Origin of the sequence: Comamonas sp. BIGb0152 (assembly GCF_024809975.1) — a bacterium.
Lineage (GTDB): Bacteria > Pseudomonadota > Gammaproteobacteria > Burkholderiales > Burkholderiaceae_C > Comamonas.
In genome coordinates this window covers 184,961-205,460 of record NZ_JANUDY010000008.1, presented here as the reverse complement: position 1 = coordinate 205,460, position 20,500 = coordinate 184,961, and the positions used below count along the sequence as shown (strand labels likewise).

Annotated in this window: 18 protein-coding genes; 6 read left to right on the top strand and 12 right to left on the bottom strand. The window is 63.8% G+C overall.

The genetic code is table 11. From position 1 onward, the window contains the following. Positions 1–6: 6 nt before the first annotated feature. Positions 7–1,467, bottom strand: a complete 1,461-nt coding sequence (locus tag M2375_RS16445; protein WP_259168946.1) for an MFS transporter — start codon at positions 1,465–1,467, stop codon at positions 7–9. Positions 1,468–1,629: 162 nt separating this feature from the next. Here M2375_RS16445 and M2375_RS16440 point away from each other — a divergent pair, with 162 nt between their 5' ends. Together M2375_RS16440 and wrbA are read left to right on the top strand one after the other, a co-directional pair. Then, positions 1,630–2,520 (top strand): LysR family transcriptional regulator, encoded by an 891-nt coding sequence (locus tag M2375_RS16440; protein WP_259168945.1) that lies wholly within the window; start codon positions 1,630–1,632, stop codon positions 2,518–2,520. Positions 2,521–2,685: 165 nt separating this feature from the next. Beyond that, positions 2,686–3,285, top strand: a complete 600-nt coding sequence (gene wrbA / locus M2375_RS16435; protein ID WP_259168944.1) for an NAD(P)H:quinone oxidoreductase — start codon at positions 2,686–2,688, stop codon at positions 3,283–3,285. 126 nt (positions 3,286–3,411) lie between these two features. Here the strand turns inward: wrbA and ppsA are convergent, their stop codons facing one another. Continuing rightward, positions 3,412–5,805, bottom strand: a complete 2,394-nt coding sequence (gene ppsA, locus M2375_RS16430; RefSeq protein ID WP_259168943.1) for a phosphoenolpyruvate synthase — start codon at positions 5,803–5,805, stop codon at positions 3,412–3,414. Positions 5,806–6,084: 279 nt separating this feature from the next. On the opposite strand from ppsA, the gene M2375_RS16425 reads away from it, so the two are divergent. Continuing rightward, on the top strand, positions 6,085–6,906 hold the full coding sequence (locus M2375_RS16425) for a pyruvate, water dikinase regulatory protein (protein ID WP_259168942.1): 822 nt from the start codon (positions 6,085–6,087) through the stop codon (positions 6,904–6,906). Between the two features lie 140 nt (positions 6,907–7,046). After that, a complete protein-coding gene (locus tag M2375_RS16420; RefSeq protein ID WP_259168941.1) occupies positions 7,047–7,502 on the top strand; it encodes a hypothetical protein in 456 nt (151 codons plus the stop codon). Positions 7,503–7,551: 49 nt separating this feature from the next. Here the strand turns inward: M2375_RS16420 and M2375_RS16415 are convergent, their stop codons facing one another. From M2375_RS16415 to M2375_RS16375, 9 genes are all read right to left on the bottom strand, one after another. Continuing rightward, the gene (locus tag M2375_RS16415) at positions 7,552–8,424 is read right to left on the bottom strand and encodes a heme ABC transporter ATP-binding protein (RefSeq protein WP_259168940.1); all 873 of its coding nucleotides are present in this window, start codon (positions 8,422–8,424) and stop codon (positions 7,552–7,554) included. Positions 8,425–8,436: 12 nt separating this feature from the next. Continuing rightward, on the bottom strand, positions 8,437–9,459 hold the full coding sequence (locus tag M2375_RS16410; protein ID WP_259169000.1) for an iron ABC transporter permease: 1,023 nt from the start codon (positions 9,457–9,459) through the stop codon (positions 8,437–8,439). Positions 9,460–9,644: 185 nt separating this feature from the next. Then, entirely contained in the window at positions 9,645–10,589 is a 945-nt protein-coding gene (locus M2375_RS16405; protein WP_259168939.1) for a hemin ABC transporter substrate-binding protein, read from the bottom strand. A gap of 10 nt (positions 10,590–10,599) precedes the next feature. Beyond that, complete coding sequence (locus M2375_RS16400) at positions 10,600–11,778, bottom strand: hemin-degrading factor (RefSeq protein ID WP_259168938.1); 1,179 nt, start codon at positions 11,776–11,778, stop codon at positions 10,600–10,602. 42 nt (positions 11,779–11,820) lie between these two features. Further along, the gene (locus M2375_RS16395; protein WP_259168937.1) at positions 11,821–14,115 is read right to left on the bottom strand and encodes a TonB-dependent hemoglobin/transferrin/lactoferrin family receptor; all 2,295 of its coding nucleotides are present in this window, start codon (positions 14,113–14,115) and stop codon (positions 11,821–11,823) included. 366 nt (positions 14,116–14,481) lie between these two features. Further along, positions 14,482–15,273 carry a transporter substrate-binding domain-containing protein gene (locus M2375_RS16390; protein WP_259168936.1) on the bottom strand — a complete coding sequence of 264 codons (792 nt, stop codon included), beginning with the start codon at positions 15,271–15,273 and terminating at the stop codon, positions 14,482–14,484. A 165-nt stretch (positions 15,274–15,438) separates the two neighbouring features. Then, positions 15,439–15,978, bottom strand: a complete 540-nt coding sequence (locus tag M2375_RS16385) for a glycine zipper 2TM domain-containing protein (RefSeq protein ID WP_259168935.1) — start codon at positions 15,976–15,978, stop codon at positions 15,439–15,441. Between the two features lie 60 nt (positions 15,979–16,038). After that, the gene (gene dut, locus M2375_RS16380) at positions 16,039–16,488 is read right to left on the bottom strand and encodes a dUTP diphosphatase (protein ID WP_259168934.1); all 450 of its coding nucleotides are present in this window, start codon (positions 16,486–16,488) and stop codon (positions 16,039–16,041) included. Positions 16,489–16,672: 184 nt separating this feature from the next. Then, entirely contained in the window at positions 16,673–17,209 is a 537-nt protein-coding gene (locus tag M2375_RS16375) for a hypothetical protein (RefSeq protein WP_259168932.1), read from the bottom strand. Between the two features lie 191 nt (positions 17,210–17,400). Between M2375_RS16375 and trxA the strand changes: the two genes are divergently transcribed. Together trxA and rho are read left to right on the top strand one after the other, a co-directional pair. Continuing rightward, on the top strand, positions 17,401–17,733 hold the full coding sequence (trxA, locus tag M2375_RS16370) for a thioredoxin TrxA (RefSeq protein ID WP_259168931.1): 333 nt from the start codon (positions 17,401–17,403) through the stop codon (positions 17,731–17,733). 362 nt (positions 17,734–18,095) lie between these two features. Then, positions 18,096–19,358: a transcription termination factor Rho gene (gene rho / locus M2375_RS16365; protein WP_259168930.1), complete on the top strand. Its 1,263-nt coding sequence runs from the start codon at positions 18,096–18,098 to the stop codon at positions 19,356–19,358. Between the two features lie 50 nt (positions 19,359–19,408). Here rho and M2375_RS16360 read toward each other — a convergent pair whose 3' ends face one another. Then, complete coding sequence (locus tag M2375_RS16360) at positions 19,409–20,377, bottom strand: AraC family transcriptional regulator (RefSeq protein ID WP_259168929.1); 969 nt, start codon at positions 20,375–20,377, stop codon at positions 19,409–19,411. Positions 20,378–20,500: the final 123 nt, after the last annotated feature.

Genomic DNA, 20,500 nt, shown 5'->3' with positions numbered 1-20,500 from the left:
CCACGCTCAGACGGAGGCCGCGCTGGCCTTGCAGGCCATCTGGGGTTTGGGCTTGGCCATGGCCACGCAGACCAGCCAAGCGAGCAGCGCAAGCCCGGCTGCACCCCATTGCGCATGCTGCAGGCCCCGGGCATTGGCTTGGCGCATGGTTTCGGCGCCAGCCCCCTCCAGCCCGGCCAGAGGCGCGGCAGCCAGCATCACCAGCAAGGCCAGCCCCAAGGCTGCCCCGACCTGCTGCGCAGTCGCTGCCACACCCGCTGCCACGCCTTGCCGTGCGGGCGCAATGCCCTGGCCGACTAGCACCCACATGCCCGTCCAGCTCGCGCCCTGGCCCAGGCTCATCACCACAAAGCCTGGCACCAGCCAGGCATAGTTGCCGGCCAGCGGCAGCACGGCTGCAATCCAGAGCATGCCCAGCACACCGGCCGCCCAACCCCGCAGCAGCACCGTGCGCGTGCCCTGCTTTGCCAGGCCGCGCTCGGCCAGGCGGATGCCCCAGGTACACACCAAGGTGGGCAGCACAAAAGCCAGCCCCGCCTGCAGCGGGCTCCAGCCCAGCACCTGCTGAAAATACAGGCCCAGAAAGTAGTACTGCACGCCATAGCTGCTCATGAACAGCATGGCCAGCAGCATGCTCGTTTGCAAGCTGCGCACCCGCAGCATGGACAGCGGCATCAGCGGCGCCGCTACCCGCGCCTCGGTGCGCCAAAACAGGCCCAGGGCGGCCAGCGCCAGCAGCAGCAGGCTGGCCGTGCGCCAGTCGCTCCAACCCCACTGCGGCCCCTGCACCAGCACGGCCACCAAGGCACTTGCGCCCACCGTCACGCTGATGCATCCCGTCAGATCAAAGCGGCGCTGGCCTGCAGGCACTGCTGGCATGGCAGGCAGGTAGCGGCCTGCGGCCAGCGCGCAAGGCCAGGCAATCGGCACCAGCACCCACAGCACCCAGTGCCAGCCCAGGGTTTGGGTCAACACCCCACCCAGCAAGGCCCCGGCCGCCAGCCCGCCGGCACTGGCCATGCTCCACACCGCCAGCGCGCGGTTGCGCTCCGCACCGGCTGCGTACAAGGTGTTGATCATCGACAAGGTAGCCGGGAACAGCAGGGCCGCTGCCACCCCTTGCCCAGCGCGGGCAGCCACCAGCTGCCAGGGCAGCTGGGCAAATCCGCCTGCCAACGAGGCCAGGCCAAACAGCGCCATCGCTACCACATACATGCGGCGCTGGCCCAGCAGATCGGCACAGCGCCCGCCCAGCAGCAAAAAGCCGCCAAAGGCCACGCTGTAGCCGCTGATCACCCATTGCAGGTGGCGGGCATCGAGCTGCAGCTGCTGGCCCATGGCGTCGAGCGCGACAAAGACAATCGTCGCGTCGAGCGCAATCAGCAGCTGCGCAAACGACAGCAGGGCCAGCGCGGCACGCGGATGGCGCAGCACCACGGTTGGGTGCACAGGTTTTTCAAGGGTCACTTCATCACTCCAAAACATACGGACCTGCAGTGCTGAGGCAGCGCCTGCAGGCGGGTGATGACCGGTCATGGCGACATGGTATTTAAATCAATAACGAAGATAAACAGAAAATCTATCTTTTACTTATGCAAAAATGAATCAATAGTTTGGCAGGAGCGGCCCATGGATTTGAACGCAGTACACATCCTCATCAAGGTGGCTGAGCACAAGAGCTTTACCCAGGCTGCGCACAGCCTGGGCACCACACAGTCGCGCATCTCCCGGGCCATTGCGCAGCTGGAGGCCGACCTGGGCACGCGCCTGCTGCACCGCAACACCCGCAATGTGTCTTTGACGCCCGATGGCTGCCTGATGGTTGACCGCAGTGCCGAGCTGATCGCTGGGCTGGACGATGCCCGGCAACAACTGCTGGACCGGCGCTGCGAGCCCACGGGCGTGCTGCGCATGACTGCGCCCTCAGTGCTGGGCCGGGTGGTGCTGACCCCGCTGCTGGGCCAGTTGCTGGAGCAGCACCCGGGCCTGCAGATCGAGGCCAGCTTTACCGACCGCCTGGTCGACATGGTGGATGAGGGCTTTGACGCGGCCGTGCGCATCGGCCCGCTGCTGGACAGCCGCATGATCGCGCGCCCCCTGCCGCCCTTGCACTGGGTGACGGTGGCATCTCCCGCCTATACCGCCCGCCACGGCCGACCGCAGAACCTGCAAGAGCTGGCCGCGCACCGCTGCCTGTCGGTCTACAACCACTACCGGGGCTTTGCCGTGCCTTGGCAGTTTCGCCTGGCAGACGGCAGCACCACCGACTGGCCCGCGCCCCATGCCATCCGTTTTGACAGCGGCGACCCCTTGATAGAAGCCGCCATCGCCGGCTTGGGCGTGGCCCAGGTGATGGGCTTTACCGCACGCGAGGCGCTCGCCGATGGCCGGCTCGAGCGCCTGCTGCCTGCACTGGAAGGCCGCAGCCGTGCGCTGTCCCTGGTCTACCCGCGCACACGCCATGCCTCGCCCAAGGTGCAGGCGCTGTGCAAGCTGCTGCTGGGGCGCAGCGAGTGGTGAGGCCCAGGGCGCAGAGCCGGTGATTGTTCAAATCCATGCAACGCTGCGTTCAAACCATGGACACCTCAACAGCCCGCCCAGGCCCTACAGTAGACCAAGACGTCAAGACGTTCTGATCTCCGCCTCTGCAGCGGTCCGCATTTATCGACAAAGGAAACATTCACCATGGCTAAAGTTCTGGTTCTCTACCATTCCATGTACGGTCACATCGAGACCATGGCCGGCAAGATCGCCGAAGGCGCAGCCAGCATTGCTGGCACCGAGGTGGTCATCAAGCGCGTGCCTGAGACCATGCCGCAAGAGGCCTTCCAAGCCGCTGGCGGCAAAGCAGACCAGACCGCAGCCGTTGCCACGCCTGCCGAGCTGGCGGATTACGACGCCATCATCTTTGGCACCCCTACCCGCTTTGGCAATATGAGCGGCCAGATGCGCAGCTTCCTCGACCAGACCGGCGGCCTCTGGGCCAAGGGCGCGCTGTCGGGCAAGCTGGGCAGCGTCTTCACCTCGACCGGCACCTTGGGCGGTCAGGAGACCACCGTCACCTCGTTCTGGAACACGCTGGCCCACCATGGCATGGTGATCGTGCCGGCCGGTTTTGGCCTGCCATCGCAGTTTGACCTGTCCCAGGCCAAGGGCGGCTCGCCCTACGGCGCAGCGACCCTAGCCGGCGCCGACGGCTCGCGCCAGCCTTCTGCCCCCGAGCTGGAACTGGCCTTTGCCCAAGGCGCCAAGGTCGCCGCACTGGCTGCCAAGCTGAGCGCCTGAGCCTGAGCCGGCCCTGCCGGCTGCAGCCGCTACCCACGTAAAAAAGCCAGTCAGATATCTGACTGGCTTTTGGGTTTTCAGCCTTGTGGGCTGGCCGCCACCGTGGTCGCGGCCAGGCCGTGCCGCTTACTTGGCGGCCAGGCGCTGCCAGGTGTCGATGACGCTGTCGGGGTTCAGCGAGATCGAGGCAATGCCCTGGTCCGCCAGCCACAGCGCAAAGTCAGGGTGGTCCGAGGGGCCCTGGCCGCAGATGCCGACATACTTGTTCTTGGCCAGGCAGGCGCTGATGGCGCGCTCAAGCAATTTCTTGACGGCGGGGTCGCGCTCGTCAAAGTCCGCCGCCAACAGCTCCAGGCCAGAGTCCCGGTCCAGGCCCAGGGTGAGCTGGGTCAGGTCGTTCGAGCCAATCGAGAAGCCGTCGAAGTACTCCAGGAACTCATCGGCCAGGATGGCGTTCGACGGCACTTCACACATCATGATGACTTCCAGTCCGTTCTCGCCACGGCTCAGGCCGTTGGCCGCCAGCAGCTCGGTGACGCGCTTGGCCTGGTCCAGGGTCCGCACAAAGGGAATCATCACCTTGACATTGGTCAGACCCATGTCGTTGCGCACGCGCTTGAGCGCTTCGCATTCCATCTTGAAGGCTTCGCCGAAGTCCTTGGAGATGTAGCGCGCCGCACCCCGGAAGCCCAGCATCGGGTTCTCTTCATCGGGCTCGTAGCGGCTGCCGCCGATCAGCTTGCGGTACTCGTTGGACTTGAAGTCCGACATGCGCACGATCACCGGCTTGGGGTAGAACGCCGCCGCAATGGTTGCCACGCCTTCGGTGATCTTGTCCACGTAGAAGGCGCGGGGCGAGGCATGGCCACGGGCCACCGATTCGACCGCCTTTTTCAGGTCGGCATCCACGGCGGGGTAGTCCAGGATGGCCTTGGGGTGCACACCGATGTTGTTGTTGATGATGAATTCCAGACGCGCCAGACCGACGCCATCGTTGGGCAGCTGGGCAAAGTCAAAGGCCAGCTGGGGGTTGCCCACGTTCATCATGATCTTGGTCTTGATCGGCGGCATTTCACCGCGCTTGACCTCGGTCACTTCGGTTTCCAGCAGGCCGTCATAGATGCGGCCGGTATCGCCTTCGGCGCAGCTGACCGTTACCAAGGTGCCGTTCTTGAGCAGGTCGGTGGCATTGCCACAACCCACCACTGCAGGGATGCCCAGCTCGCGCGCAATGATGGCAGCGTGGCAGGTGCGGCCGCCCCGGTTGGTGACAATGGCCGCGGCCTTCTTCATCACCGGCTCCCAGTTCGGGTCGGTCATGTCGGTCACCAGCACATCACCGGCTTCGACCTGGTCCATCTGCGAGATATCGGAGACCAGGCGCACGCGGCCGGTACCGATCTTCTGGCCAATGGCGCGGCCCTCGGCCAGCACCGTACCGCTGCCCTTGAGCTTGTAGCGCTGCTCGGCTTGGCCTTTAGACTGGCTCTTCACCGTCTCAGGGCGTGCCTGCAGAATGTAGATCTTGCCGTCGGTGCCGTCCTTGCCCCATTCGATATCCATCGGGCGGGCATAGTGCTTCTCGATCACCAGCGCGTACTGCGCCAGCTCCTGCACCTCGGCATCGGTGAGCGAATAGCGGTTGCGCAGCTCGGGGCTCACATCGGTGGTGCTGACCAGCTTGCCCGATGCGGCTTTTTCCTCAGGCGTGGCAAACACCATCTGCACCAGCTTGGAGCCCAGGTTGCGGCGAATCAGCGCCTGCTTGCCCGCTTCCAGCATCGGCTTGTGCACATAGAACTCGTCCGGGTTCACGGCGCCCTGCACCACGGTCTCACCCAGGCCATAGCTGGAGGTGATGAACACCACCTGGTCAAAGCCCGACTCGGTATCGATGGTGAACATCACGCCGGCGGCGCCCTTGTCCGAGCGCACCATGCGCTGCACGCCGGCCGACAAAGCCACCACGTCATGGGCGAAGCCCTTGTGCACGCGGTAGGAGATGGCGCGGTCGTTGTAGAGCGAGGCGAACACTTCCTTCATCTTGTGCAGCACATCCTCGATGCCCACCACGTTGAGGAAGGTTTCTTGCTGCCCTGCGAAGGAAGCGTCAGGCAGGTCTTCTGCGGTGGCCGACGAGCGCACCGCAAACGAGGCCTCGGTATTGCCCGCTTGCAAGGTCACAAAGGCCTCGGCAATGGCTTTTTGCAGATCGAGCGGGAAAGGCTGGCTCTCGACCATGGCACGGATCTCGGCGCCGACCTGGGCCAGCGCACGCACATCGTCCACATCCAGCGCCGCGAGCTTGGCGCTGATCTTGCCAGCCAGGCCTTCGTGGGCCAGGAACTCGCGGAACGCGTGGGCCGTGGTGGCAAAGCCCGTCGGCACGCGCACGCCTTGCGGCAGTTGCGAGATCATCTCGCCGAGCGAGGCGTTTTTGCCGCCTACGACCTCGACGTCGGTCATTCTCAGGTTCTCAAACGGTACGACCAAGGCGGTCGCGCTGTAGAGGTTGGACATGGTGAAGCTCCGGAAGTTAAAAACTGGCTCGGGCGCCCATGGCCGCTGGTCGGGCAATGGCACGCAGGCATAGACTCCTGCCCGGCCACGCTGGGCTCGGACATCTGGCTTTGTATTTGTACTGGTAGGCCGGAGTACATGCGGGAAATGTGAATAATGGGCGTCATTGTAGGCGTGCTGCCGCCGTTTTGCTTGCGACTTGCTGAACACGGTGGTCAACAATGACAAAGCCCCCACCGGCTGTGCACTGCCTGCGACAGAATTTGTTTGTTACTGCCGATGACTACCATGCACCAACGTACCATTTTCTTTATCTCTGATGGCACCGGCGTGACAGCCGAGACCTTTGGCCGCGCCATCATGAAGCAGTTCGACATCACCACCCGCGCGGTGCGCCTGCCCTTTGTGGATACCGTCGACAAAGCCCACCAGGCCGTACACCAGATCAACCACACGGCGGAGAAAGAGGGCAAAAAGCCCATTGTTTTCACCACCTTGGTCGAGCCGGAGACGGTGAAAGTAGTGCATGAGCACTGCAAGGGCCTGGTGATGGACATGTTTGCCACCTTTGTGCAACCGCTGGAAGACGAGCTGGGCGCCAAATCGCACCACCGCATTGGCCGCTTTACCGACATCAGCGAGAGCAAGGAATACTTCGACCGCATGGAGGCCATCAACTTCAGCCTGGCGCACGACGATGGCCAGACCAACCATGACCTGGCCGGTGCCGATGTGATTTTGGTGGGGGTGAGCCGCAGCGGCAAGACCCCTACCAGCCTGTACCTGGCGATGCAGTTTGGCCTCAAGGTCGCCAATTACCCGCTGATCCCTGAGGATTTCGACCGCCAGCAACTGCCGCCTGCACTGATTCCGTTCAAGAAGAAGATCTTTGGCCTGACCATTGCACCCGATCGCCTGTCCCAGATCCGCAATGAGCGCCGGCCCGACTCGCGCTATGCCAGCTTGCAAAACTGCCGCATGGAAGTGGCCGAGGCCGAGTCGATGATGCGCCGCGCGGGCATCCAATGGCTGTCTACCACGCACAAGTCGATCGAGGAGATTGCCGCTGTGGTGATGCAGGGGCTGAAACAAGACGAGTGAATGGGCCTGCAGGCTGCCCAGCGGCCAGGGATGCGCGGCGTTACTGTTTCTTCGCACAGCTTTACAGCAGACCCCCTACCCGCCTGCTATAACCAAGAGATAGCGGCCCAGGTGCTGGGCCGCTGCTGAGGAATAAACCCATGAACGCAAGATTAGCCACGCTGGCCAGCGCCTGCATGTTTGCCATGCTGCTGGCCGCCCTTCCCGCCCAGGCTGCACAGCCAGGCGCTTTTTCGGTGACCGAAACCAAGTCGGCCATCGGCAACAAGCCTGCCAAACCCGCACGCACCAAGGACCGCTGCATTGGCCCCGAGCTGGTGGACAAGGACGGCTTTCTCTACCCCGACCTGATTCTGTCCAAGCACTTCAGCCAATGCCGCATCAAAGACAGCAAGCTGCTGGACAAGAACAACAAGAGCTGGACAGTGACCTGCGGCAAGATGCTCACCGCCCAGGCCAAGCAAACCAACACGGCGGACAACTTTCACCTGCACATCGACGCGGCCTTGCTGGGCGGCGCGATGAAGCAGACGCTGGACTACGAGGCCCAGAGCTTGAAGCGCCAGTGCACGCCCGAAGACGAACCGCTGGAATAAGCAGCCCAAGCAACCACGCAACCAAGCAACTCGGCGGGCTTCGGCCCGCTCAGTTTTGCGCAAACAGGTACTGGGCCGTGCCGTCCGGTGCCTGGGCCGCATAGCAGCCCACGCCCCAGACCTGGGCAATGGTCTCGGGTGTCAGCACTTCATGTGCGGGCCCATGCAGACAACCGCCGCCATGCACCAGCAGCACATCGTCGGCATAGCGCAATGCCAGGTTCATGTCGTGCACCACGGCAATCACCCCCAGCCCCGCACCACCCGCTTGCTCGCCATGCGCCCGGTCCCGCAGCAAGGCCATGGTCTGGTGCTGCCAGGCCAGGTCCATCGCGGCGGTCGGCTCGTCGAGCAGCAGCCAGCGCGCGCCGCCGCAAGCGGCCGGCTCCCACAGCTGCGCCAGCACCCGGGCCAGATGGGTGCGGGCCCGCTCCCCGCCTGACAGGGTGCGTACACTGCGTTCGGCGAAATGGTCGACTTCCGTCAACGCCATGGCGCGGGCCACAATGCCCGCCTCGTCCTTGCTGGGCTGGAGCCGGTGCGTATAGCGCCCCAGCTCCACCACTTCCTGCACCGTAAAGTCAAAAGCCACGCCGCCGTCCTGCATCATCATCGCGCGGCGCCGCGCGAGCTGCTCGGATGTCCAGCGCGAGAGCGGCAAGCCATCAAAAAACAGCTGGCCGCCATGGGGCTGCCACTGGCCCGTCATCGTGCTGAGCAGGCTGGACTTGCCCGCCCCATTGGGCCCCACGATGGCCGTCACTCGGCCCGCCTCGATGCGGGTGTTCAGGGTGACCAAGGTATCGCCACCTGGCACGCCCACGGCCAGTTGGTCCAGCTGCCAGCTGCTGCCGGGCGCCTGCCCCTCAGAGACGGCAAGGCGCTGGGGGCTGGCACCCAAAGCTTTGAAGGGATTGAACATTTGCAGCATCGCTTAGAGCTGACGCCGGAACTGGCGCAGCATGGCCAAAAACAGCGGCACGCCGACCAGGGCGGTGAGCACGCCCAGCGGCAGCTCGGCCGGAGCGACGACGGTGCGCGCAAAGGCATCGGCAAACACCACCATGGCAGCGCCCAGCAAGGCGGATGCAGGCAGCACCACGCGGTGGTCCGGCCCGGCCAGCATGCGTACCCAGTGCGGGGCCACCAGGCCGATAAAACCCAGCATGCCGCAGGCTGCGGTAATGCAGCCCACCACCAAGGCCGCCACCACAACGGCCAGGCGCTTGGTGCGCTCCACCCCCACGCCCATCAGGCTGGCCTGGGCCTCGCCCAGCGCAATGGCATTGAGCGGCTGGGCCAGGCGCTGGGCCATCGCCATGGCCACGGCCACCACCCCGCAAGCGGTGATGGCCACCGGCCAGCGGGTGCTGCCCAGGCTGCCCATCAGCCACAGCTGCAGGTTGCGCAGCTGCTCATCGGTCGACAGAAAACTCAGCAAACCCAGGCCCGCCATGGCCAGTGCATTGATCGCCACACCCGCCAGCAGCATGACGCCAATGCGCGTACCGCCTCCCGTTTGGGACAGGCCATAAATCATGAAGGTGGTGACCAGGCCACCACCAAATGCCGTCAGCATCAGCGGCCAGCTGCCCAGGCTGCGCGGCACGCTGGGAAACCACAGCGCGCCCATCACAATCAGCGCCGCCGCTGCCAGCGCTGCGCCACTGCTCACCCCGATCAAACCCGGGTCGGCCAGAGGATTACGAAACAGGCCCTGCATCAGCGCCCCTGCCAGACCCAGGCCCGCACCCGCCGCCAGGCCCATGATGAGGCGGGGCAGGCGGATGGTGGCAAACACCAGTTGCTCGGTGCTAGCCCCCGGGTTGGCGGCATCCGCGCCCTGCCACCAGTGCAGCCAGGCGTTCCAGGTAATACCTGGCAGGCGCGCCGCATCAATCGCAAAAGCGCCCTGCCCGGCCGCAAACACAAAGGCGGCCAGCACCAACAAGGCCATCAGGCCCAGGGTGCTGGATTTTTTCAGCCGCCGATGCGGCCGGCCCGCGCCCCGCCGCTTCGCTACCGCGCTAGCGGTGCCCGCTAGCGGCGTGGGCGATGGGGGCACGGCATGCAGGCCAGTGGCAGCCCTGGGCCCGGGATGGCGCGCAGCCAGCGCAGTGGCGCGCACACGCGCCGCCTCGCTCATGGCTTGATAGCCAGCAAGCCCTGGTGCAAGGCTTGCACCGCCTGCGGCAGACGCGGTCCATAGCCCAGCAGCTGGCTCGCCTCCAGCGCAACCATGGACTTGTTCTTGAACGCAGGGGTCAGCGCCAGCTCGGGGCGTGCCCAGAACTTCTGCTCACCGCCCACCGCTTCCAGCCCCTGCGTGGTGGTCACAATCACCTGCGGCGCCGCCTGCGCCATGGCCTCGGCCGTCAAGGGCCGGTAGCCATTAAAGCCCTGCATCACATTGCTGGCGCCGCCCAGGCGCAGCAGCGCATCGGCCGCCGTGGCCTGGCCCGCCACCTGGGGCGAGCCGCTGTGCGACAGCACAAACAGCGCACGCGCTGCGCGCCCGGCGGCCAGGCTGGCACGCACCTGTGCCTGGGTCTGGTCCCACTGGGTTTGCAAGCTTTGCGCCAGCTGTTCGGCCTGCGCCTGCTTGCCCGTCGCCTGGCCCACCAGGCGGATCTTGCGCAGCACCTCATCCCAGCTATGGTCCGACTGCACCAGCGCCACCGTCACACCGGCTTGGGCAATCTGCTGCAGCACCACGGGTGGGCCGGCCTCGGTCGTGCCAATGACGGTGTCAGGCTTGAGCGAGAGCACACCTTCGGCCGCCAGCTGGCGCACATAGCCCACCTTGGGCGTTTTATCGGCCGCTTGCGGGTAGTTGCTGGTGGTGTCGCTGCCCACCAGCAGCTGTTCGGCCCCCAGCAGGTAGATGATTTCGGTCAGCGCGCCACTGAGGCTGATCAGGCGCTTGGCAGCGGCCTTGGGCTGCACACCCACAAAGGGCTGCAGCACCGACTTGGCACCGGCATCAGCCACCGGCCGGGCGGCCTGCGCCCAGAGTTGCCCCTTGTAGCCAGCCGTTGCGGCACCAGCAGCCCACAGCAAACAGTTACGGCGATTCAGATAGGCCATCTTGCAGTCCTCAGGCGCTCACCGGCTCAGCGTTCAGGCGCGGCAGGCCAGTGGCCAGCGCACGCCACGCAGCCAGCTCCGGCTTACCGGGCTTGCGCGCGCCAAAGAACATGGCCATCAGGTCGCCATAGTCGTCAAACACTTCGACCGAGGTGACGGTGCCATCGCTGGTGGGCTTTTCCACCAGCCAGGCGTGGGCGATCAGATCACTGCGCAAATGCAGGTTGAAGCCCTGGTCCAGCACATTGATCCATTCGGCATTGGGGCTGCTCATCGGCTCGATGCGCTGCACCGGCCCGCTGTGAATCTGGATGCAGCCCCCGCTGCTGACAAACACCATGATGGGGGTGGAGGAAAAACTTGCCTCGTTGAGCAGCGCCGTCACGCTGTCCTTGGCCAGCGGCCAGGCAAACTGGCCCTGCACCAGGCGGAAGGATTGCTGGCGCTCGGCACCCGCTTTTTTGATGATGCTGAAGAATTCATGCGTGTCCTTCATGCCGGCCCAGGCAGTCTGCAGCGCAGGCACATCCACGCTGCTGTCGGCCGGCACGCTGACCGGCTTGCGCGGCGTGGGCGCGTCAAAGCCGGGCAGGCTGGCAGCATCGGCGCCTGCGGGCAGCGCAAAGCGGTCCACCAGCGCTTGCCAGGCTTGCAAGTCGCTGGCATCGCGCGCAAAGACCTTGTGCACCGCCCGGCCTGCGCGGTTGTAAAACTGCAGGCTGCGCAGCACCGTGCTGCCGCCATGGGCGGAGGTCTCGGTCACCGCAAAGCCGGCATGCCAGCTGGCAAAAAACAGGCGCAGGTCGATGTCCTCGTTCAGCGCCATGCCCACCTGGGCACCCAGCTCGCCGCCCGCGCTCAGGTTGGCGTAGACGCCGGTTTTCTCATGCACGGTGCTGGCATTGCGGGTCAAGGCCATCACCGGGCCGCAGGCTTCCAGCGCCTTGAGCACCTCCACCCATGCGCCCTCGGGCGCTGCCAGCGGCTGCACCTGAATGCTGCCAGCCTCCGCCTGCCATTGCTGCGCATGGGCAGCGATGGCCTCGCCTTCGCTAACGCCAGCGGCTTCTGCCGCTTCCTTGGCGCGCAGGCCCTTGGCACGTTCGGCCGAAAAATCGCTGCGGATCTGTGCTGCACCTGCAGCGGTCAACGCTGCCGGCGCAGCGCTGGGGGACAGGGATGGATTCATGGGGTACTCCTTATTGAAAAACTGGCAGCGCGCCGCAGGCCGTTAAAACTCTGCAACCAGGCTGACCTTGACCGAGCGGCCTGGCTGGGTGTAGCCATCGACAAAGGCCGCATTGGATGCGAGACCGCGCACATCGGCCCAGCGCCAGTACTTCTTGTCGGTGAGGTTGTAGAGGCCGACGTTCAGGCGCAGGTCCTTGCGGATACGCCATTGCGTGGTCAAGTCCACCACGGTGGCCGAGGGGCTGAGAAACTGGGTGCCCGTGCTCGGGTTGGTGGTGTCCTTGGCCTTTTTGCCCTGGGTGTAGTTCAAGCCCAGTTGCGCGGTCCACATGGCGGCGTCGGCGCGCAGGCCCACGGTCAGGCGCTGCGGGTCGATGGACGACAGCGGCTCAGCGCTGGTTCGGTCATGGCCCTGGGTGCGGCCCCAGGAAAACGGCGTGCTCCAGCCGATGCCGGCATAACGCCCCCAGTCCGCGCGGCCCTTGACTTCAAAGCCACTGATGTTGACGCGGCCCCGGTTGACCGACTGGAACACCAGCGGGTTGGAGGGCGAACCCACACCGCCCACCTGTACCAGGTCGTCGATGAAATCCTTGTAGCGACCGGTGAAGGCCGCCACATCCAGCGAGACATTGCCCAGGCGACCCCGCACGCCCAGCTCCAGGTTCTGGCTGGTCTCTGGCTTCAGGTCAGGGTTTGGAATGGTCTTGTAGTTGGCCACCGGGTTTTCAAAAAAGGCATTGACCTGCCCGGCGTTCGGTGCGCGGAAGCCCTTGGCGTAGTTACCGAAGACGCTCCACGCCGGATTGACCCGGTACATCACGCCCAGCTTGGGCGAGGTGGCATTGCCCGACAGCGACACGGCCGTGGCGCCAAAGCCCGCCTGGTCAGCCTTGATGCTGAAATGGTCGTAGCGCAGACCGGGTGTGAAGGTCCAGTTACCCAGCACCAGCTCATCTTGGGCATACAGCGCCCAGCTCGATTCGGTGGTATCGGGAAAGCGCTTGAGCGGGAAGGTCTCGCCCACCGGAGGCGTGATCCCCGTCTGCAGGTTCTCGACATCGCTGCGCACATAGTCGATACCGTAGGTGATTTTTTGCGCCAGGCCCGCATCGCTGCGCAGCAGCTTGCTGGCCTGCACATTGGCCTGCCAGGTCTTTTCCTGGTAGGTCACATCGCGGGTGCGGTCGGCCGCCGTCAAACGGTCTTCGTAGATGAACTCGCGCGAATCAGCGTTCTGGTAGCTGAGGCTGGCCTTGATGTCGTCGAACACCGGCGCGCTCAGATTGCGCCACTCGCCGGCCCAGCTGCCGCGCGTGCGCTTCATGTCCGTGGTCGCGCCGGAATCGATCACGGCGGCAGCCGCTGTGACCGGCGGCGCGGTGCGTGCGGTGTAGAGCTGGTAGTCGGCCTTTTTGTCGACATGCTCCACGGTGAACGTGTGCTTCTGGTCGGCATGGGGGCGCACGACGACCTTGCCCAGCACCGACGCGTCCTTGTCGCGCTGCGGGTTGGGCGTTGTGCGGCGCGCGTCCTGCGTGTCGATATCCCCCATGTTCTTGAGTTCATGGCTGCGGCCCAGGTTCACGCCCAGCAGCCATTCGACCGTTTCATTGGGCTTGCCCGCCAGGGTCAGGCCCAGGTTTTTGCCAGTGCTTTCGCTGTCATAGCCCACGCTGGCTCGGCCGCCAAAGGTCTGGCCATCTTTGAGCAAATTGCTGGGCTCGTTGGTGATGAAGTTGACCAGACCGGCCATGCCGTCCGAGCCGTACAGCGCCGAGGTGGCACCCCGCACCACTTCCACCCGCTGGATCATGCCGACATCCAGGTAGTCACGGCCAAAGGCATTGGCGCTGAACACATAGCTGCGTGGCAGGCGGATGCCATCGACCAGCATCAGCACGCGGTTGCCATCCAGACCCCGGATATTGAAGCCCGCATTCTGGTCGCGACCCGTGGATCCAGCGGCCAACGAAAAGCGCGCGGGTGCGCGCTTGACCGAGACATTGGGCATGTCGCGCGCAATATCGCGGATATCGCGCATCTGCTGCTCTTCCATCTGGCGGGCGTTGATCACGTCGATGCTCATCGGCAGCTCGTCGGGATCTTGCTCGTAGCGCGAGCCACTGACCACCATTTCCTTGAGCAAAGGCGCCTCCGCCGCAGCCACCCGCACGGCGCTGGGTGCCTGGGCCGCACCGGCTGCAGCCGGCGTCTGGGCCTGGGCTTGTGCCGCCTGGGCCACGCACAGCAGCGCAGCCAGGGTCAGCGGTTGCAGGGCCAAAGGCTGGCGGGCAGCGCCGGATCGGCGTGAAGCAGGGAGGGACGAAGACACGCCATGCGTGTCACAAAGGGGATGAGCAGCCACGGGCCGAGCTTTCAGACAACAAGGGTTGAACAAATAAGCTGGCGATGACGCCCCCATGCATGGCATGGGTACAGGGCGGTCCATCCGCACCGGTCAAGGGCTGGCGATGGGCAATTATATGAGAATAGTTCTTATTTAATAGTCAAGAGACCCTAGCAAATGCAGGTTCTGCCGTGAAATAGCGACAGTTGCCACATTACGGCGACAGTCTTCCCTGCGACCTGCGCATTGAAGCCCTTAGTTCAGCACCCGGGCAAAAGCCCGGGTCTGGGTGGAAAACCAGGCTTTGCCCAGCCTTTCAGACCAGACAGGCTTGCTCGCGGAACAGCGGCCTTATTTCAGCCACTTCTGCGCTTCTTGCTGCAGCACCCCGCGCAGCGCCAGCGCATCCCAGGTGAACTGCATCACGCGCTGGTAGTCGGCATCGTCCACCGGCAGCATGAAACCCAGCTGGTTCACAGGGGTCAGCGGCTTGTCCAGATAAGCAGCAAATAGGCGCGGATCGGCCTTGCTGTAATGCAGCGCTTCGTAGGTTTCGGTGATCATCGCGTCGCCCTTGCCTTCGGCAATCAGGCCAGGAATCTCGGCATTCTTGTCATGCGTGCTGACCTGGGCATTCCTTAGGTTCTGCAGCACATAGGCCTCGTTGGTGCCGCCGGGGTTCTTGATCACGCGCACGCTGGCCTGGTTCAGGCTGTCGGGCGTTGTGAACTTGTCCTTGTCGGTGGCGCGCACCAACGCCACCTTGCCAAAGGGTGCATAGCCGGGAAGCATCTGCACCTTGCTCAGCCGTGCCACATTGCGGGTGATGCCGCCCACCGCCACATCGAACTTGTTGTCCTGCAGGTCCTGCATCAGCTTGGGCCAGCTGGTATCCACATACTCCACCTTGACGCCCATCTCCTTGGCCATCGCCTCCACCACCTCGATATCGTGGCCCACATACTTGCCATCAGCCTTCATTGCAAACGGGCGGTAATCGCCCGGGGTACCCACGCGCAGCACCTTGGCCTGCATGATGGCATCGAGCCGGGGGCCGGCATGGGCGGGCAAGGAGGACAGGCCTGCGAGCGCCGTGGCACTGACGGCCATCGCGGCAAGAACTTTGGATTGTTTTTGGAACATGGTGGGCACCTTAGTGTGGTCAAGAATCGGAAGGAACAGAACGCAAAAAAAAGCGTGCACACCGTTGCGGTGTACACGCTTTTCTGAGACACGCGGCGCCATTGTGGCCCAGCGCCAGCGCCCTGCCCATCGGGGTTCACCCAAGCGCGGCAGGCGCCGCGGCGATCAATAGCGGGAGATCTGGCCTTGGTTGATCTGCACGCGGTCGCCCGGGCGCAGATCGCCGGGGTGGGGCACATCAAAAATGCGCTGGCCGCCGTTTTGCAGGTTGATATGGATGCGGTAACCGCTGACGGTGCTGCGGCCGCCATTGGACGACTGCTCCAGTGCATTGCCAGCAGCGGCGCCGCCCGCCACACCAGCGGCGGTGGCCGCCATGCGGCCAAAGCCGCCGCCGACCTGGTTGCCCAGCACGCCGCCGACCACCGCGCCCAAGATGGCGCCCACACCCGAGGTGCTGCGCGACTGCGAGCGCAGCTCTTCGATATTGCCCACGGTGCCGTATTCCATGCCGTAAGGCGCTTGCTGCTGCTGCTGCGGGTAGCTGCCTTGCTGCTGCGGCGCCGGGCCTTGCGGGTAGCGGTTGTCATACCGAGGAGGTGCCTGCACACAGGCGGCGAGCACGGCGGTGGCAGAAACTGCCAGACCCAGCTTGGCTGCGCGTTGCAGCAGGCTGGTACGCCCATTGGATTTCGATTGAGACATTGCGCTCTCCTTTCAGATCACAAGATTGACAGGGTGCCAGGCCAAACGGCCAGGCTTTCTTTATTTGGTGCCCGTGGAGCCATAGCCGCCGGCGCCACGCTCGGAGACATCGCCGAACTCTTGCACCACCTGGAAGCTGGCCTGCACCACCGGCACGATGACCATCTGCGCCAGGCGCTCCATCGGCTGCAGTACAAAAGGCTGGGTGCTGCGGTTCCAGGCGCTGACCATCAGCTGGCCCTGGTAGTCGCTGTCGATCAGGCCGACAAGGTTGCCCAGCACGATGCCGTGCTTGTGGCCCAGGCCCGAGCGGGGCAGGATCATCGCCGCATAGCCGGGGTCACGCAGATGGATGGCCAGGCCCGTGGGCACCAGCTGCCAGGCATTGGGCTCCAAGGTCAGCGGTGCGTCCAGGCAGGCGCGCAGATCCAGGCCAGCACTGCCGGGTGTGGCGTACTGCGGCAGCTGGTCTTGCATGCGGGGGTCGAGAATCTTCAGGTCAACAATCATGGTGGTGGTTCAGGTATCAATGCAGGCGAGGCTAGCATATACATAACGCCTGCCAGCCCAGTTGGTGTACCGGCATTGCGGCATTTACCGTACGCATACAAATCGGCGGCCTGCAGCCCAGGGCCTTCCCCCACCTGCACCGAGAGGCCCACCAGCGGCGGACCATCGGCGCGCAGCGCAGGCATCAGCCCTTTTTGGACATGGCCTTTTTCGCGGCGGCGATCAGCATCACAATGCCCAGCGGCGGAAAAATAATGCCCAGAATCGCTGCAATGGCGATGCCCACAAACTTGAGGCCGCTGGCAGGTGGGTGGCGCGAGGCCTCAGCGCCCGCAGGCGCGAAAATCGATCCCGCAGGGCTGTGCGCTGTGCCCGCCGATGGGGGCGCTGAGCCCTGGCGCGTCGTCTTGCGCGTCTGGTCCATCTGGCGGATGCGGTCGAGCAACTCCTGGGCCTGGTCGGCTATGGGGCGGGCAGCCGCAGAGGACGAGGGCTGCACAGACACGCGGTGGGCGCGCCCCTGCTGCTGCGGGCTGGCAGCCATGCGCGCTGCCGACGGATTCTGCCGGGCCATCAGCTGGTCCACATAGCGCACAAAATCGCCATGGGGCGGTGTGTCATAGACCGAAGCCGTATCCCTGTTCAGCAGTGCCAATTGCATCTCCCCTTGCACAGCGGCCTGCAAGCCGCTGCTGTGATTGATAGTTTCAAACTCCGGCATAGCACTTTTGCATGCCCGGCCCCTACGCCCTCTGAGAGCGCATTGTGCTTGACATCCAGCGCCCCTACAACGCCCCAGATGCGGGCCGGGCTGCCTGCAGCTGGGCTTGCTTTCTGTCACAATGGCCTCAACTTTTACCCATGGCGCATCCCCTGCTGCCAAGAAACCTGAAATTTAACGAGGAACCTGCCATGTCGGAATCCCTGATCAAGCACACCAACGAAGCCAGCTTTGAAGCCGATGTCCTGCAACCTGATACCAACGTCCTGGTCGACTTCTGGGCTGAATGGTGCGGCCCTTGCAAGCAGATCGCTCCGGTGCTGGAAGAAGTGTCGCTGAGCTACAAGGAAAAGCTGCAGGTGGCCAAGGTGAATGTGGACGAAAACCGCGCCATCTCGGCCAAGTTCGGCATCCGTGGCATTCCTACCTTGATGCTGTTCAAGAATGGCCAACTGGCCGCCACCAAGGTGGGCGCGCTGAACAAGGCGCAGCTGACCGCATTCCTGGACGAACAACTGGCCTGAGTGACCTGCGCATCGGCTTGGCACCCCACAATCGGGGCGTTTGAGCCGCATGCCCAACGGCCATAGCCATCCAGAAGCACGGATTTCCTCCGTGCTTTTTCATTTCTCAAGCATTTGATTTTTCTGTATTTTTATAACAAATACGGTTGCACTAGCCGATATCGGCCGGGCATGGATACATATAGTTGATAATTCACGCGGGATGTTCTTGCAACAACCTGTCTATAATCCACATTCAGATCACCGATCTTATTTCCCCAAAAATAGATCACGCGTGGTCTCCGGCTTCGCGGTCTCCCGCTTACTACACCGGCTCTGCATTCCCCCTACCTCTAACAGTTACTCCGTTCTGGAGTCTATCCATGCACTTAAATGAGCTCAAGGCACTGCATGTGTCTGAAGTCCTCAAGCTGGCAGAAGAGCTTGAAATTGAAAATACCGGCCGCATGCGCAAACAGGAGTTGATGTTTGCGATCATCAAAAAGCGAGCCAAGGCCGGCGAACAAGTTTTTGCCGACGGCGTTCTGGAGATCCTGCCCGACGGATTCGGCTTTCTGCGCAGCCTCGACACGAGCTTCACGGCCAGCACCGACGATATCTACATCTCCCCCAGCCAGGTGCGCCGCTTCAACCTGCACACCGGTGACATGATTGAAGGCGAAGTGCGCACGCCCAAGGATGGCGAGCGCTACTTTGCCTTGACCAAGCTCGACCAGGTCAACGGCCTGCCGCCCGAGCAAAACAAGCACAAGATGATGTTCGAGAATCTGACGCCGCTGTTCCCCAAGGAACAGATGCGTCTGGAGCGTGACATCAAGGCCGAGGAAAACATCACCGGCCGCCTGATTGACATCATTGCGCCCATTGGTCGCGGTCAGCGTGCGTTGATCGTCGCAGCTCCCAAGAGCGGCAAGACGATGATGATGCAGAGCATTGCGCATGCCATCACCGCCAACTACCCCGATGTGCACATGATGGTGCTGCTGATCGACGAGCGTCCCGAAGAAGTGACGGAAATGCAGCGCTCGGTCAAGGGCGAAGTCATTGCATCGACCTTTGACGAGCCCGCCGCCCGCCACGTGCACGTGGCCGAAATGGTCATCGAGCGCGCCAAGCGCCTGGTGGAAATGGGCCAGGACGTCGTCATCATGCTCGACTCCATCACCCGTCTGGCCCGCGCCTACAACAACGTCGTGCCTTCGTCGGGCAAGGTGCTGTCCGGTGGTGTGGATGCCAATGCACTGCAGCGCCCCAAGCGCTTCTTTGGCGCGGCCCGCAATGTTGAAGAAGGTGGCTCGCTCACCATCATCGCCACGGCCTTGGTCGATACCGGCAGCCGCATGGACGAAGTGATCTTTGAAGAATTCAAGGGCACCGGCAACAGCGAACTGCACCTCAGCCGCCGTTTGTACGAAAAGCGCGTCTTCCCGGCGATCGAGCTCAACAAGAGCGGCACCCGCCGTGAAGAAATGCTGCTGGCCCCCGAGATCCTGCAAAAGACCCGCATCCTGCGCCAGTTCATGTACAACATGGACGAGATCGAGTCCATGGAATTGATGATCAAGAACATGAAGCAGACCAAGAGCAATGTCGAGTTTTTCGACATGATGCGCCGCGGCGGTTAAGTCCGCCTGCGCCCATCACGCGACAAGCCCCGTCCCCGACGGGGCTTTTTTTATGCCCGCGCTGGCCTGTGCCCGCCCGCCACCGATTTGGGGGTTCGGCCAAAGTGGCGCTCAAAGGCCGTGCTGAAGCTGGAGACATGCTGGTAGCCCACCTGGTAGGCCACGGCCGAGACGCGCTGGCCGCTGTCCAGCAGCGCCCAGGCCCGCTCCATGCGGATGCGCGTGAGCATGCGGTAGGGGCTGGTGCCAAACAGCTGGCGAAACCCGGTTTTGAACGCAAATGCGTTGCTGCCCACCGCCGCGCACAGATAGGCCAGCGTCAAAGGCTGGGCATGGTCGCGCAGCATGATGTCGCGGGCCTGGAGCATCTTGTCCTGCTCGGCGGGCCGCAACTGGCCAAGCGCAGCAGGCGGCGGGCGCAGCGGCCGCGTTTGCTCGGCCAGCAAGCTGAGCGCTGCAATCTGGATGCCCAACAGAGCACCGCTATCGTCCCCGCCAGCCCCGCTGCACGGCGGCGGCAGCAGCGCCGTCGCCCACTGCGCAGCTGCGGCACCATAGGCGCCAAAGTGCAAGGGGCATGCTGACTGGTCCAAACGCACATCCGCCACCAGCGCCTCCAGGCCATAGCGCTGCAGCAGGCATTCATCCGCCACCAGCCGCAGCTGGCGCACGGTCTGGCCGGCCGGAAAGCAGCGCTCACCGCGCACGCTGGCAAAGGCCGCCAAGGTGCTGTGGCCCGCGACAAAATCAAAACGCTGGCCATCCACCCCGATGGTGGAGGACTGGCCTTGCAGCGCCAGCGTCAGGGTCAGGCAGCGGCTCTCACGCTCCAGCAGACTGCTTTCCTGCAAGGGCTGCTGGGCCTGGTAGTGCATATAAACGAGGGCCAGCCCGGGCGCAATCTGCAGCCGGTCGGTGACACAGTGGCCCAGCTGCGCAGGCAGGCTGGAGCGCCACCAGCCCGATGAACCCAAGCGGCGAGGTGGGCCCGCATCGGCGCGGGTGATTCGGTAGACCAAGGCAGCCTTTCTGTGGAGGCAGTGGGCAGACAGCGCGCAGTACTCCGGAATGCCAAAGCAATACTCCGCTTTGCCTAAATTTCAAATGATACCTATTTGCATTTGAAATTTATAGTGAGACCT